12 protein-coding genes are annotated in these 14,378 nt (G+C 69.7%); 8 read left to right on the top strand and 4 right to left on the bottom strand.

Annotated features, from left to right (window positions below; genetic code table 11):
- Positions 1–120: 120 nt before the first annotated feature.
- A complete protein-coding gene (locus EEJ42_RS41965; protein WP_123107393.1) occupies positions 121–1,980 on the bottom strand; it encodes a glycoside hydrolase family 97 protein in 1,860 nt (619 codons plus the stop codon).
- A 182-nt stretch (positions 1,981–2,162) separates the two neighbouring features.
- Between EEJ42_RS41965 and EEJ42_RS41960 the strand changes: the two genes are divergently transcribed.
- The 8 genes from EEJ42_RS41960 to pssA all read left to right on the top strand — a co-directional run bounded on the left by EEJ42_RS41960 (position 2,163) and on the right by pssA (position 13,165).
- Entirely contained in the window at positions 2,163–5,039 is a 2,877-nt protein-coding gene (locus EEJ42_RS41960) for a glycosyl hydrolase family 95 catalytic domain-containing protein (RefSeq protein WP_123107392.1), read from the top strand.
- 408 nt (positions 5,040–5,447) lie between these two features.
- Complete coding sequence (gene ccrA / locus EEJ42_RS41955; protein WP_123107391.1) at positions 5,448–6,785, top strand: crotonyl-CoA carboxylase/reductase; 1,338 nt, start codon at positions 5,448–5,450, stop codon at positions 6,783–6,785.
- Entirely contained in the window at positions 6,785–8,803 is a 2,019-nt protein-coding gene (locus EEJ42_RS41950; RefSeq protein ID WP_123107390.1) for a protein meaA, read from the top strand. Before ccrA ends, EEJ42_RS41950 begins: the two co-directional genes overlap by 1 nt.
- On the top strand, positions 8,800–9,774 hold the full coding sequence (locus EEJ42_RS41945; RefSeq protein ID WP_123107389.1) for an HpcH/HpaI aldolase/citrate lyase family protein: 975 nt from the start codon (positions 8,800–8,802) through the stop codon (positions 9,772–9,774). The genes EEJ42_RS41950 and EEJ42_RS41945 overlap by 4 nt, the downstream gene beginning before the upstream one ends.
- 5 nt (positions 9,775–9,779) lie before the next feature.
- Positions 9,780–10,286 carry a MaoC family dehydratase gene (locus tag EEJ42_RS41940; RefSeq protein ID WP_123107395.1) on the top strand — a complete coding sequence of 169 codons (507 nt, stop codon included), beginning with the start codon at positions 9,780–9,782 and terminating at the stop codon, positions 10,284–10,286.
- Between the two features lies 1 nt (position 10,287).
- Positions 10,288–11,490: an acyl-CoA dehydrogenase family protein gene (locus tag EEJ42_RS41935; protein WP_123107388.1), complete on the top strand. Its 1,203-nt coding sequence runs from the start codon at positions 10,288–10,290 to the stop codon at positions 11,488–11,490.
- A 180-nt stretch (positions 11,491–11,670) separates the two neighbouring features.
- On the top strand, positions 11,671–12,318 hold the full coding sequence (locus tag EEJ42_RS41930) for a phosphatidylserine decarboxylase (RefSeq protein ID WP_009714172.1): 648 nt from the start codon (positions 11,671–11,673) through the stop codon (positions 12,316–12,318).
- Complete coding sequence (gene pssA, locus EEJ42_RS41925) at positions 12,305–13,165, top strand: CDP-diacylglycerol--serine O-phosphatidyltransferase (RefSeq protein WP_123107387.1); 861 nt, start codon at positions 12,305–12,307, stop codon at positions 13,163–13,165. The genes EEJ42_RS41930 and pssA overlap by 14 nt, the downstream gene beginning before the upstream one ends.
- A 71-nt stretch (positions 13,166–13,236) precedes the next feature.
- Here the strand turns inward: pssA and EEJ42_RS41920 are convergent, their stop codons facing one another.
- The 3 genes from EEJ42_RS41920 to EEJ42_RS41910 all read right to left on the bottom strand — a co-directional run.
- The gene (locus EEJ42_RS41920; protein WP_184503524.1) at positions 13,237–13,620 is read right to left on the bottom strand and encodes a PIN domain-containing protein; all 384 of its coding nucleotides are present in this window, start codon (positions 13,618–13,620) and stop codon (positions 13,237–13,239) included.
- The gene (locus EEJ42_RS41915) at positions 13,617–13,874 is read right to left on the bottom strand and encodes a hypothetical protein (protein ID WP_221179485.1); all 258 of its coding nucleotides are present in this window, start codon (positions 13,872–13,874) and stop codon (positions 13,617–13,619) included. Before EEJ42_RS41915 ends, EEJ42_RS41920 begins: the two co-directional genes overlap by 4 nt.
- Positions 13,875–13,955: 81 nt before the next feature.
- A partial coding sequence (locus tag EEJ42_RS41910; RefSeq protein WP_148082205.1) for a glycerate kinase occupies positions 13,956–14,378 on the bottom strand: 423 nt, incomplete at its 5' end.

Below are 14,378 nucleotides of genomic sequence, written 5' to 3'. Positions count from 1 at the left end.
GCCCCTGGTGGGGATCCGGGGGCGGAGCCCCTGGTGGGGATCCGGGGGCGGAGCCCCTGGTGGGGGTCCGGGGGCGGAGCCTCCGGGTTCGGGGAGGGGCGGGGTGGGGAACAAAGCCCCCTAGTCCGCCGGGGTGAAGCGGGCCGCGTAGCCGCCGTTCTTCGGGACGGCCACCGAGAGCCTCGACGACGCCGTGACCTCGCGGGTTTCGGTGACGATCTTGCCGTCCGGGCCGTCCTTGTACAGCTCGACCCGCCACGTACCGCGGCCCAGGAACGCCAGCGGCTCGTCCAGGGTGCGGGCCTCGCCCGAGGTGATCGCGCCCAGGTACCAGTCGTCGCCGGAGCGGCGGGCGAGGACCGCGCGGTCGCCGGGGTCGCCGTCGACGAGCCGGGTGTCGTCCCACACCGTGGGCACCTGGTCCAGGAACTTCAGCGCCTCCGGGTGCGCCTCGTACGACTCGACGCTGTCGGCGAAGTGCTGCACCCCGGACTCGTACACCACGGACAGCGCCAGCTCGGCGGCGTCACTGGTGGGCCGCACCCCGGTGAAGGTCACGGGGGTGAAGTCCATGGGCCCGATGAGGTTCCGGGTGAACGGCAGCGTCGTGTAGTGGGCGGCCGGGAAGGGCTCGCGGCCCGGCTTGGGGCGGGTTCCCTCGGCGCCCTTGACCGCCTCGACGCTCATCATCTGCGGCCAGGTCCGCTCCTGCCCGCGCGGAATCGTCGCGCCGTGGAAGTTCAGCATGAGCTGGTGCTTGGCGCTGTCCTTGAAGACGGCGTCGTACCACCGCATCCGGTCCTGGCCGTCGGACTCCAGGAAGTCGACCTTGAGCCCGACGATGCCCCAGGACTTGTACTGCGCGAACAGCCGGTCCCGCTCGCTCTGCTGGTCGATGGTCTGCCAGCGCACCCAGGCCCAGATGCCGACGCCCTTCTCCTTGGCGTACTTGGTGAGTTCGGGCATCCAGTCGTTGCTCCAGCCGGAGTCGACCAGGACGTACTCCCAGCCCTCCCGGGCGGCGAAGTCGACGAACTTCTTCTGGGCGGCGAGGCTGGCCGGGCTGCCGCCGTCCGACCACCAGGACCAGGCCGCCTTGCCCGGCTTGATCCATGAGGTGTCGGCGACCTTCGACGGGGCGGCGAGGTCGGTCGGCAGGTCGCTTTCGGTGACGGTGGCGAGGTCACCGATGACCATGGTGCGCCACGGGGTGGTGAGCCCGGGGCTGCTGACCTCGGCGGGGTCGGGGAGGGTGAGGCGGAAGCGGTCGGTGGCGGCGTCGAGGGTGAGCCGGGAGCCGCCGTAGGAGCTGTCGAGGTCGGCGTCCTCGATCAGCATCCAGCTCTTGCCGATGTGGAACAGCGACGGGTAGCCGTAGTCGCCCGCCTTGGCGTCGGCGACGCTCCCGCGGGCGTGGGCGGACTCGTAGTCGGAGCGCCCGTTGTCGTACGGCAGCAGGGAGGAGTCGGCGGTCGGCGGCACGGCGAACTCCGAGTCCTCGCCGAGCACGGTGACCGTGTCCTTGCCCGGCAGGGCGTAGCGGTACGCCAGTCCGTCGGCCGAGACGCGGACGATCACCTTCAGCGTGCGTCCGTCCTTGCGGAAGGTGAAGGTCGACTCGGAGGCATCGGAGGTGTGCCGGGTCCGGCGGCCGGTGGTGGTCGTGTACGTCTCGTGGATGGCGCGGTCGCTGCGCCCCGCGAACCGCAAGCCCTTGCCGTAGTCGGTGTCGGCGGTGCGGATGCCGAGCGCGGAGGGTTGCAGGACGGTGGTGGAGCCGTGCCGGGCGGTGAGGGTGAGGCCACCGTCGCGGGTGAGGCTGAGCTGCCCGCTGACCGTGCCCTGCCCGGTGAGCCGCCAGCTGCGGCCGTCCGATTCACCTGCCTGACCTGCAGCTTCGGCTTGGAGTGGTACGAGGACGGCCGCCGTGCAGGCGATGCCCGCCGCGGCTCTGGTGACCCTGGACCGAATGACGCGCATCGTTCCCTCCCACGGGACATGTGGCGATATGGCGGCGCGACAGATCAATGGCAGCCCGACACAGCAGGCCAATACATCAGATCTATCCGGCGCCTTGACGCATCATTAGTCGCTTCCTACGCTCCCGTCTAGCCAAATCATCGGACCAATCTCCACGTCTTCTCGGACGGAGCTGATCGACGATGGCAGTCAGCAGACGCGGTTTCCTGGGCCGGGTGGCCGCCGGCGCGGCCGCGGGGTCGACGGCAGGGGTGACCCTCCCCGCACCGGAAGCGGAGGCGGCCGAAAGCGGGCGTTCCGTGGTCCTGAGCGGCATGCGGACGGACTCGGAATGGCAGCGCTTTCTATCCGGGCAGGACCTGGCCTGGAAGCGGATGCCGCGCACCTGGTACGAGGGCCCGTTCCTGGGCAACGGCCTGCTCGGCTCGATGGTCTACCAGGAGCCCGGCGAGAACGCCCTGCGCTTCACCGTCCACCACGGCGAGGTCCAGGACCACCGCCCCACCCAGGGCGGCAGCGACTGGGGCGTGGCGCGGCTGCCGGTCGGCAATCTGCTGCTGCACCCGGTCGGGAAGATCACCGGAGTCGATCTGCGACTCGACCTGTGGGACGCCGAGGTGCGCGGCACGATCACCACCGACAAGGGCCGTCTCACCCTCCGCGCGCTGGTCCACAACGACCGGACGATGCTGCTGGCGACCGTCGAGGCGAGCGCGGGCGAGGAGGGGTTCCGCTGGGAGTTCCGCCCCTCCCCCGCCGTCAGCCCGCGCATCGTCCGCGAGGACCCGCCGAAGGGGTTCGAGCCCAACCCGAAGCCGGTCAGCCGCACCGAGGGCGGGCTCGGCATCACCGTGCAGTCCATGGTGGCGGGCGGGCAGACGGTGACCGCGTACAAGCAGCGCGGCACGGGCCGGGAGCGTACGTACTACCTGTGCGTGGCGCATTCGTACCCGGGCCTGGACGCCGAGGGCCGGGCCGTCACGACGGTCCGCAAGGCGTCCGCGCTGCCGGTCTCCAGCCTGCTGCGCTCGCACCGCGACTGGTGGCACCGGTTCTACCGCAAGAGCTTCCTGTCGGTCCCGGACGCGATGCTCCAGAGCTTCTACTGGATCCAGCTCTACAAGCTCGCGTGCGCGGCCCGGGAGCACGCCCCCGTGATGGCCACCACCGGCCCCTGGGTGGAGCCGACCCCCTGGCCGGGGGTGTGGTGGAACCTCAACGTCCAGCTGGAGTACTGGCCGGTGCTGGGCTCCAACCACCTGGAGCTGGACGCGATTCCGCGCACCCTCGCCGAGAACACCGACGTCCTGATCAGCGCCCTCAAACCGGAGTACCGCGCCGACTCGGCCGCGCTGCGCCGCTCCACCGACGCGCAGTGCGAGGACAACGGCACGGTGCCGGTCCCGGGCGTCGGCGACCAGGCGGAGGTCGGCAACCTCCCCTGGGCGCTGCACAACGTGTGGCTCCACTACCGGCACTCGATGGACCGGGGCCTGCTGGAGGACGTGCTCTATCCGCTGCTGCGCCGCTCCACCAACTACTACCTGCACTTCCTCACCGAAGGGTCGGACGGCACGCTGCATCTGCCGAAGACCTTCTCGCCCGAGTACGGCGCGGCCCCGGACTGCAACTACGACCTGGCGCTGCTGCGCTGGTCGTGCCGGACGCTGCTGGAGTCGGCCGAACTGCTGGGCAAGGACGATCCGCTGGCGCCGAAGTGGCGTGAGGTGCTGGACAAGCTCGTCCCGTACCCGGTGGACGAGAACGGCTTCATGGTCGGCACCGGCGTCCCGTTCGCCAAGTCGCACCGCCACTACTCGCACATGCTCTCCGTCTACCCGCTCTACCTGGTCAACTGGGATCAGAAGGAGAACCGCGACCTGATCACCCGCTCGCTGGAGCACTGGATCGGCTTCGAGGGCGCCCTGCGCGGCTACAGCTTCTCCGGCGCGGCCTCGATCTCGACCCAGATGGGGCGGGGCGACGACGCGCTGAAGTATCTGCGCGAGCTGGTGGCGCGCTTCATCCAGCCCAATACGCACTACTACGAGGCGGGTCCGGTGATCGAGACCCCGCTGTCGGGCGCGCAGGCGATGCACGACATGCTCTGCCAGAGCTGGGGCGGGATCATCCGCTTCTTCCCCGGGGTGCCGGGCGCGTGGAAGGACGTGGCGCTCCACGACTTCCGCACCGAGGGCGCGTTCCTGGTCAGCGGGGTGCGCCAGGGCGGCAGGACGCGCTGGGTGCGGGTGCGGAGCCTGGCCGGGGAGCCGTGCCGGGTGCGGCACTCGCTGACCGGGCGGATCAGGGTCGCGGGGGTGCGCGGACCGGCCCCCAAGTGGCGCGACCTCGGAGCCGGCGTGATCGAGATCGACCTGGACCGGGACGAGGAGGCGGTGGTGTACCCGGCCGCGGGGCCGCGCCCGGACTTCCGGATCGCCCCGGTGAAGGTGACGGAGCCCGCCGACCGGTGGGGTCTGCCGGAGCTGCCGCAGACGGGCCAGGGCACCCAGGTGGACCTGGTGGGGGTCTTCGACAACGACGCCATCACCACCGAGATGTACTACGGCGACGGGGACTTCGACGGTACGGGGCGCACGTACCCGATGGTGCAGCTCCCGCAGACCGGGCAGACCGAGGACGACGGGATCACGTTCGCCTTCAGCAACGGCAGCGAGGGCTCCAACAACAACGTGATCGCGGCGGGGCAGAAGGTCGCGGTCCCGGCGGGGAGTTACGCCACGCTCCATGTGCTGGGCGCGGGCGACACCGGGAACGTGACGATCCCCGCGGTGGCCACGTACGCGGACGGCTCGACCGCGAAGGCGGACATCCAGCTCACGGCGTGGCTGTCGGGTCCGGCGTACGGGGAGACCGAGGCGGTGCGGACCAGCCAGATCCACGCCCGCAGCGGACCGGTCGGCACCAAGGCGGCGATCTTCCACCAGACGGTGGCCCTGGACCCGGCCAAGGAGCTGTCCTCGATCACCCTGACCGCACCCGCCTCGGGCACCGCCCGCGCCCACGTCTTCGCACTGACCCTGGAAAAGAAGACCTGAACCAACCGCGGCGCCTAACTCACCAAAACCACACAACCGAACACCACTCGCAACGGCCGCCCCTCCCGGGGCGGCCGTTTCTTGCTCATGCGTGCAGCCGAGATGACAAGTGAGAGAATTTGTTGGCACGCAGTGTCTTGCGAGGTGGCACAGCGTGCCATACGGTGAAGATGTCCGGGCGGCCGACGCGCTGCACACCTCGCGCGTCGGCTGTCCCCGCAAGCCGCCTTGCGCGCCCGGACACCGCCTGCGTCACCAGGCGGGCCCACGGCGCTCACCCGCGCCCCACGGCCGAAGAACCTCCGCCGAACCGACGGCACAGCAGCAGCCAGCCAGCAGCTTTCACCCCCGTCACGAGCCCAGCGTTCCCTCAGGCGTCCCCTCGCGGACGCTTCGCCGGAGGCACCGATGAACGAGATACTTGACGCGATCCTGGCGTCGGACACCAGCCCCCAGGACTTCGCCGCCCTGCGCGTCCCCGAGTCGTACCGCGCGGTGACTGTGCGCAAGGACGAGGCCGAGATGTTCGCCGGCCTCACCACCAAGGAGAAGGACCCCCGCAAGTCGCTGCACGTGGACGAGGTCCCGGTGCCCGAACTCGGCCCCGGCGAGGCCCTGGTCGCCGTCATGGCCAGCTCGGTCAACTACAACTCCGTGTGGACCTCGATCTTCGAGCCGCTGCCCACGTTCGGCTTCCTGGAGCGGTACGGCAAGCTCTCCCCGCTCGCCAAGCGCCATGACCTGCCGTACCACATCATCGGCTCCGACCTCGCGGGCGTCGTGCTGCGCACCGGCCCCGGCGTGAACGCCTGGCAGCCGGGCGCCGAGGTCGTCGCGCACTGCCTTTCGGTCGAGCTGGAGAGCGCCGACGGCCACAACGACACCATGCTCGACCCCGAGCAGCGCATCTGGGGCTTCGAGACCAACTTCGGCGGGCTCGCCGAGATCGCCCTCGTCAAGACCAACCAGCTCATGCCCAAGCCCGCCCATCTGAGCTGGGAGGAGGCGGCCGCGCCGGGCCTGGTCAACTCGACCGCGTACCGGCAGCTCGTCTCCGGCAACGGCGCCGGGATGAAGCAGGGCGACAACGTGCTGATCTGGGGCGCGAGCGGCGGGCTCGGCAGTTACGCCACCCAGTTCGCGCTGGCCGGCGGGGCGAACCCGATCTGCGTCGTCTCCTCCCCGCAGAAGGCCGAGATCTGCCGGAAGATGGGGGCCAAGGCCATCATCGACCGCACGGCCGAGGACTACCGCTTCTGGAAGGACGAGCGCACCCAGGACCCGCGCGAGTGGAAGCGGTTCGGCAAGAAGATCCGCGAACTGACCGGCGGCGAGGACCCGGACATCGTCTTCGAGCACCCGGGCCGGGAGACCTTCGGCGCAAGCGTGTACGTCACCCGCAAGGGCGGCACGATCGTCACCTGCGCCTCGACGTCCGGCTACACCCACGAGTACGACAACCGCTACCTGTGGATGTCGCTGAAGCGGATCGTCGGCTCGCACTTCGCCAACTACCGCGAGGCGTGGGAGGCCAACCGCCTGATCGCCAAGGGCAAGATCCACCCGACGCTGTCCAAGACGTACCACCTGGACGAGACCGGCCAGGCCGCGTACGACGTGCACCGCAACCTCCACCAGGGCAAGGTCGGCGTGCTGTGCCTGGCGCCCGAGGAGGGCATGGGCGTGCGCGACCAGGAAATGCGCGACCAGCACATCGACGCCATCAACCGCTTCCGGGACATCTGATGAGTGGCGAACCCCGCCCCAAGGACCGCCCGTGGCTCATGCGGACCTACGCCGGGCACTCCACCGCCGAGGCGTCCAACGAGCTGTACCGGCGCAACCTGGCCAAGGGCCAGACCGGTCTTTCGGTCGCCTTCGACCTGCCGACCCAGACCGGCTACGACCCCGACCACATCCTCGCCCGCGGCGAGGTGGGCCGGGTCGGGGTCCCGGTCTCCCACCTGGGCGACATGCGGCGGCTGTTCCAGGACATCCCGCTGGAGCAGATGAACACCTCCATGACCATCAACGCCACCGCCATGTGGCTGCTGGCGCTGTACCAGGTGGTCGCGGAGGAGCACGGCGCCGATCCGGCCAAGCTCCAGGGGACGACGCAGAACGACATCGTCAAGGAGTACCTGTCGCGCGGGACGCACGTCTTCCCGCCGGGGCCCAGCCTGCGACTGACCACCGACATGATCGCGTACACGGTCCACCACATCCCCAAGTGGAACCCGATCAACATCTGTAGCTACCACCTCCAGGAGGCCGGGGCCACTCCGGTGCAGGAGATCGCGTACGCCATGTCGACGGCGATCGCCGTCCTCGACGCGGTCTTCGACTCCGGGCAGGTGCCCGAGGAGCGCAAGGGCGATGTGGTGGCCCGGATCTCCTTCTTCGTGAACGCGGGCGTCCGGTTCATCGAGGAGATGTGCAAGATGCGCGCCTTCGGCCGCATCTGGGACCGCATCACCCGGGAGCGGTACGGCATCGAGAACCCCAAGCACCGCCGCTTCCGCTACGGCGTCCAGGTCAACTCGCTCGGGCTGACCGAGGCCCAGCCGGAGAACAACGTCCAGCGCATCGTGCTGGAGATGCTCGCCGTCACGCTCTCCAAGGACGCCCGCGCCCGCGCCGTCCAGCTGCCCGCCTGGAACGAGGCGCTGGGGCTCCCCCGGCCCTGGGACCAGCAGTGGTCTCTGCGCATCCAGCAGGTGCTGGCGCAGGAGAGCGATCTGCTGGAGTACGACGACATCTTCGCGGGCAGCCGCGTCATCGAGTCCAAGGTCAGCGAGCTGACCGGGGAGGCCGAGGCCGAGATCGAGCGCATCCAGGAGATGGGCGGGGCCATGGCCGCCGTCGAGTCCGGCTACCTCAAGGCGCAGCTGGTCGCCTCGCACGCCGCACGGCGGGCCCGGATCGAGGCGGGCGAGGAGAAGATCGTCGGCGTCAACTGCTACGAGTCCACCGAGCCCAATCCGCTCACCGCCGACCTGGACACCGCGATCATGACGGTGGACCCGGCGAACGAGGCCCGGGTGGTCTCCGCGCTGCACACCTGGCGCGAGCAGCGCGACGCACACCGCGCCGAGAGCGCCCTCTCGGCGCTCCGCAAGGCCGCCGCGGGCACCGACAACCTGATGGCCGCGACCGTGGAGTGCGCGCGCGCCGGGGTCACCACGGGCGAGTGGGCCTGGGCGCTGCGCGATGTGTTCGGCGAGTTCCGGGCCCCCACCGGGGTCGGCGGGGCGCCGCTGGCCGTCACCGCGGAGGCGGGCAGCGCGCTCGCCGCCGTACGGGAGAAGGTCGAGAAGACCGCGGCCGAGCTGGGCGGCGGGCGGCTGCGGCTGCTGGTCGGCAAGCCCGGCCTGGACGGGCACAGCAACGGCGCCGAGCAGATCGCCGTACGGGCCCGGGACGCCGGGTTCGAGGTGATCTACCAGGGGATCCGGCTCACCCCGGAGCAGATCGTGATGGCGGCCGTCGACGAGGACGTGCACTGCGTCGGCCTGTCGATCCTCTCCGGCTCGCACGCCGAGCTGGTACCCGACGTCCTGGAGCGGCTGCGGCTGGCCGGGGCGCAGGACATACCCGTCATCGTGGGCGGCATCATCCCGGCCGCGGACGCCGCCGCACTGCGCGCCGCGGGTGTCGCCGCCGTCTTCACCCCCAAGGACTTCGGTATCACGGAGATCATCGGCCGTATCGTCGACGAGATCCGTTCCGCGAACACGCTTCCCGCACTGGAGGTTCCCGCATGACCACGCCCGCCCCCGCAGACCGCGTGCTGCGGCCGCGCCGCTCCTGCCTGGCCGTGCCCGGTTCCAATCCGCGCTTCCTGGAGAAGGCCCAGGGCCTCCCGGCCGACCAGGTGTTCCTGGACCTGGAGGACGCGTGCGCGCCGCTGGCCAAGGAGGACGCGCGGCACTCCATCGTCAAGGCGCTGAACGAGGGCGACTGGACCGGCAAGACCCGGGCGGTGCGGGTCAACGACTGGACCACCCACTGGACGTACCGCGACGTCATCACGGTCGTCGAGGGCGCGGGCCCCAACCTGGACTGCATCATGCTGCCCAAGGTGCAGGACGCCCAGCAGGTGCAGGCGCTGGACCTGCTGCTCACCCAGATCGAGAAGACGATGGGCTTCGAGGTCGGCCGGATCGGCATCGAGGCGCAGATCGAGAACGCCAAGGGCCTGGTCAACGTCGACGACATCGCCGGTGCCTCGCCCCGGCTGGAGACCATCATCTTCGGCCCGGCCGACTTCATGGCGTCCATCAACATGAAGTCGCTGGTCGTGGGCGAGCAGCCGCCCGGCTACCCGGCGGACGCGTACCACTACATCCTGATGCGCATCCTGATGGCCGCCCGCACCCATGACCTCCAGGCCATCGACGGCCCGTACCTCCAGATCAAGAACCTGGACGGCTACCGCGAGGTGGCCGGGCGCGCGGCGGCGCTCGGCTTCGACGGCAAGTGGGTGCTGCACCCGGGCCAGGTGGAGGCGGCGAACGAGGTCTTCTCGCCGTCGCAGGAGGACTACGACCACGCCGAGCTGATCCTGGACGCGTACGAGTACTGCACGTCCGAGGCCGGCGGCATGAAGGGCTCGGCGATGCTGGGCGACGAGATGATCGACGAGGCCAGCCGCAAGATGGCGCTGGTCATCGCGGGCAAGGGCCGTGCGGCCGGGATGGCCCGTACGTCCACCTTCGAGCCCCCGGAGGCGTGAGCACGATGCAGTTCGGCCGCACTTACGAAGAGTTCGCGGTGGGCGACGTCTACCGGCACTGGCCGGGGAAGACGGTCACCGAGTACGACGACCATCTCTTCTGTCTGCTCACCATGAATCATCACCCGCTGCACATGGACAGCAACTACGCCGAGAAGACGACCGATTTCGGCAAGAACGTGGTGGTCGGGAACTACATCTACTCCCTGCTGCTCGGCATGTCGGTACCGGACGTCTCCGGAAAGGCCATCGCCAACCTGGAGGTCGAGTCGCTGAAGCACGTCGCGCCGACGTTCCACGGCGACACCATCTACGGCGAGACCGAGGTGCTGGACAAGACGCCGTCGAAGTCCAAAACCGACCGCGGAATCGTGTATGTGGAGACGAAGGGCTACAAGCAGGACGGCACCCTCGTGTGCGTCTTCCGGCGCAAGGTGATGGTGCCGACCGCCACGTACATCAAGGAGCGGGGCGGCGAGCAGCCGGGCCGCCCGGAGCTGGGAGGGCAGTGATATGGGCCGTCTGGCGCAGACCGAGGGGCTGACCGACATCCAGCGGGAGATCCTCGCCACGGTCAGGGAGTTTGTCGACAAGGAGATCCTGCCGGTCGCCACCGAACTGGAGCACCGCGACGAATACCCCACCCGGATCGTCGAGGGCCTGAAGGAGCTGGGCCTCTTCGGGCTGATGATCCCGGAGGAATACGGCGGTCTCGGCGAGTCACTGCTCACTTACGCACTGTGCGTGGAGGAGATCGCGCGTGGCTGGATGAGCGTGTCCGGCATCATCAACACGCACTTCATCGTGGCGTACATGCTGAAGCAGCACGGCACCCAGGAGCAGAAGGACTATTTCCTGCCCAAGATGGCCCTCGGCGAGATCCGCGGCGCCTTCTCGATGTCGGAGCCGGCGCTGGGCTCCGATGTGTCGGCGATCACCAGCAAGGCGGTGCCGGACGGCGACGAGTACGTGCTGACCGGCCAGAAGATGTGGCTGACCAACGGCGGCACGTCCACGCTGGTGGCGGTCCTGTGCCGGACCGGTGACCAGCAGGAGGGCGTCCCTCCGCACAAGTCCATGACGACCTTCCTGGTCGAGAAGGAGCCCGGCTTCGGCGAGGTCCGGCCCGGACTGACCATTCCCGGCAAGATCGAGAAGATGGGCTACAAGGGGGTCGACACCACCGAGCTCATCATGGACGGACTGCGCATTCCGGCCGATCGGGTGCTCGGCGGAACGACCAACCGCGGTTTTTACCAAATGATGGACGGAGTGGAGGTCGGCCGGGTCAATGTGGCCGCACGCGGCTGTGGCGTGGCACAGCGCGCATTCGAGCTGGGCGTTGCGTACGCACAACAGCGGCACACCTTCGGCAAGCCGATCGCCCAGCACCAGGCCATCCAGTTCAAACTGGCCGAAATGGGAACAAAGGTCGAGGCAGCTCATGCGATGATGGTCAATGCGGCCCGCAAGAAGGACGCGGGTGCGCGCAACGACCTCGAAGCGGGAATGGCGAAGTACCTGGCGTCCGAGTACTGCAAAGAGGTCGTGGAGGACGCCTTCCGCATCCACGGCGGGTACGGCTTCTCCAAGGAATACGAGATCGAGCGCCTCTACCGTGAGGCACCGATGCTTCTCATCGGCGAAGGTACCGCTGAGATTCAGAAAATGATTATTGGACGACGACTGCTGGAGGATTACCGAAGCCAAGGCTGATGTCCCTTTTGGGGCGGTATCCGAGAGAAGAAGGTCACACCGCGCCATGGGTCTTCGGCCACTGACAAGCCACCGACAGGCCCTGGCGCTTGCCCAGTTACCGCTCGCAACCGATACCATCCCGGGAAAGCCGCCGTCCCCAGTCTTGCGTCGCGGCATCCTCCGCTACGAAGGTCATCCATGCCCCACAGCCAATCCTCTGCACAACGCGGCCGCGTCCGCCTCGCGCGCGGAGCGTCGCCGTGGCTCCTCCCGACCGTCGCCACGGCGGCGGTCAGCCTCACCCGCGCCCGTCGCTCCGGACGCTGGGCGGCAGTCGCCGTGCCCGCCACCGCGCTCGCGGCGGGCATGCTGTGGTTTTTCCGCGACCCCGAGAGAGAGATCACTCAGGGCCGCGTCATCTCCCCGGCCGACGGCGTGGTGCAGAGCATCATGCCGTGGAAGGACGGGCGCACCCGCGTCGCGATCTTCATGAGCCCGCTCAACGTGCACGTGAACCGGGCTCCGCTGGCCGGCACCGTGACCTCCGTCGAGCACATCCCGGGCGGCTTCGTTCCCGCGTTCAACAAGGAAAGCGAGAACAACGAGCGGGTCGTCTGGCACTTCGACACCGAGCTGGGCGACATCGAGATGGTCCAGATCGCGGGCGCGGTCGCCCGCCGAATCGTTCCGTACGTGCCGCAGGGCACCAAGGTCGAACAGGGTGAGCGGATCGGTCTCATCCGCTTCGGCTCGCGCGTGGACGTCTACCTCCCCGAGGGTGTCGACGTCGCGGTCGAGGTCGGCCAGGCCACCACCGCGGGGGTGACTCGCCTTGACCGTGATTGATCCCGATACCCAGGCCGCCTGGGTCCCCGAGGCCGACGTGGACGCCGCCGACGAGACGGACGACATGCCGCTGTCGACCCGGCTGTCGATAGCGGACACCCTGACCCTGGGCAACGCGACGTGCGGCTTCCTGGCGGTCTACTTCACCACCACCGGCGTCCTCATCCCGCACCTCACGGGCAGCGAGGACGGCGGCATGACCCGCCACAGCGCCGCCTCGGCGGTCATGCTCATGCTGCTGGCGTCCGTCTTCGACCTCTTCGACGGGCTCGTCGCGCGGAAGCTGCGCAGCTCGGCCATGGGCGCGGAGCTGGACAACCTCTCCGACCTGATCAGCTTCGGGCTCGCCCCGGCGTACTTCGTCCTCGTCTGGGGCATGGTCGCCGACAGCCCCTACGAGCGGGTCTCGGTGGTGGGCGCGATCGTGGTGCTCCTGGCGGTGGTCCTCCGGCTGGCCAGATTCTCCTGCGTCACGCTGCGCGACGGCGTCTTCCAGGGCATGCCGAGCCCCTTCGGCGCGCTCACCGTCGTCTCGGTCGTCCTGCTGGGCCTGCCCTTCGTGCCGACCCTGCTGGCGATCCTTGGCGTGGCGTGGCTGATGGTGAGCCGCGTCGAGTACCCCAAGCCGCGCGGCCGCCTCGCCGTGGCCATGCTCGGCTGGATCGTGACCAGCATGGCGCTGCTGGCCGCCTGGGCCTTCGAGGCCCCCGGCGGCGAGCTCCTGCTCCAGTCGGCGTGCGCCCTCCAGGTCGTCATGGGCGCGGTGATCCCCCTCTTCGCCACCGCCCGTCGCGTCAACGCCTTCCGCGACAACCGCCGCGAGGCGAGGGCGGCCCAGCTGCCGTAGCCACACCCGAAATGCTGTGGGCCCCGAGCTTCCCGCTCGGGGCCCACAGCGTTTCCGGGTTGCGGCTGGCGTTACTCCCCGACGTCGAGGATCCGCACCGGCTGCCCCTTCCACCCGTCCGCCGCAGCCGTCGCGACCACCGCCCCGGCAGGACGCTCAGGCGTCGGCTGCGCCACGTACGCGGTGTGGGCAGCCGCCCAGCCGTCAGCGTCGCGGGCCACCGCCAAGGCGGCAGGCAGGTCGAGGTCAAGGACGGTGAGGCTGGGCAGGGCGGCGATGTGCTCTGCCGTTCCAGGGCGGGCCCGGTCCGCCTCTACGAGGGCACAGGCCGGGGCGTAGAGGAACCAGCCCGGTTCGGCGTGAGCACGATGGATCAGCCGCGAGAGCAGGACATTGCCGCGCCCGGCGGCCACCATGGCCGTGTCGTCCAGCACGACGTGCAGAGCTTCGGTCACCGGGTGTCCGTCTCGGCCAGACGCCGATCCAGCTCGGCGTCCAGGTCGGCCACCTCGGCTTCGCTGGGGTTGTAACCGTTCCACCCCTGTAGCACGGCGCGAGCTTGCTCAGCGCGCTCTGCCCGCTCGGCAGGGGTGAGCAGGGTGTCGGCGAGGCGGGCCAGATACGCCCGCAGGGAAAGCCCTTCCGAAGCCGCTATCTCGGCCAGCCGATCTCGCGCCTCGGTGGGAATTCGGACGTTGGCGTCGGACACGGTGATGCTCCCTCCACTCATGACCCTCAGGGTACGGGTACGCACCCGTACCCGTACCCGAATTCGGGAGATGTGGCGGAGTCAGCCGAGGAAATCCGCCGCCAGGCGTTCGGCGGTGCGCTCCAGGAGGGGGCCCGCCTCGGCGATGCAGCGGGTGGGGTCCGGTTCCAGGTCGGTCAGGGCGTACGCGCGGCGGATCCCCGCGCCGCCCAGGGCGGCCGGGGAGAGGGCGAGGCGGCCGCAGACCGCGACCACGTCGATGTCCCGCGCCCGCGCCGCCGCCGCGACGCCTGCCGGGGCCTTGCCGTGCAGGGTCTGCTCGTCCAGCGAGCCCTCCCCCGTGATCACCAGGTCGGCCCCCTCCAGCGCGGCGGAGAAGCCCAGGACGTCCAGCATGACGTCGATCCCGGGGCGGAACGCCGCGCCGAGGCCCAGCAGGGCGCCGAAGCCGATGCCGCCCGCGGCGCCCGCGCCCGGCGCGGCCGCGTACTCGGCGGCCCGGGG

Origin of the sequence: Streptomyces botrytidirepellens, from assembly GCF_003721215.1 — a bacterium.
GTDB lineage: Bacteria > Actinomycetota > Actinomycetes > Streptomycetales > Streptomycetaceae > Streptomyces > Streptomyces himastatinicus.
This window is presented reverse-complemented; position numbering and strand designations above follow the sequence as displayed.

What these genes read in the sequence shown, in the direction of transcription:
- EEJ42_RS41935 (WP_123107388.1), top strand. Translation starts at nt 10,288, where the DNA reads ATGGGCCGTCTGGCGCAGACCGAGGGGCTGACCGACATCCAGCGGGAG.
- EEJ42_RS41945 (WP_123107389.1), top strand. Translation starts at nt 8,800, where the DNA reads ATGACCACGCCCGCCCCCGCAGACCGCGTGCTGCGGCCGCGCCGCTCC.
- EEJ42_RS41960 (WP_123107392.1), top strand. Translation starts at nt 2,163, where the DNA reads ATGGCAGTCAGCAGACGCGGTTTCCTGGGCCGGGTGGCCGCCGGCGCG.
- EEJ42_RS41950 (WP_123107390.1), top strand. Translation starts at nt 6,785, where the DNA reads ATGAGTGGCGAACCCCGCCCCAAGGACCGCCCGTGGCTCATGCGGACC.
- EEJ42_RS41965 (WP_123107393.1), bottom strand. Translation starts at nt 1,980, where the DNA reads ATGCGCGTCATTCGGTCCAGGGTCACCAGAGCCGCGGCGGGCATCGCC.
- ccrA (WP_123107391.1), top strand. Translation starts at nt 5,448, where the DNA reads ATGAACGAGATACTTGACGCGATCCTGGCGTCGGACACCAGCCCCCAG.
- EEJ42_RS41940 (WP_123107395.1), top strand. Translation starts at nt 9,780, where the DNA reads ATGCAGTTCGGCCGCACTTACGAAGAGTTCGCGGTGGGCGACGTCTAC.
- EEJ42_RS41930 (WP_009714172.1), top strand. Translation starts at nt 11,671, where the DNA reads ATGCCCCACAGCCAATCCTCTGCACAACGCGGCCGCGTCCGCCTCGCG.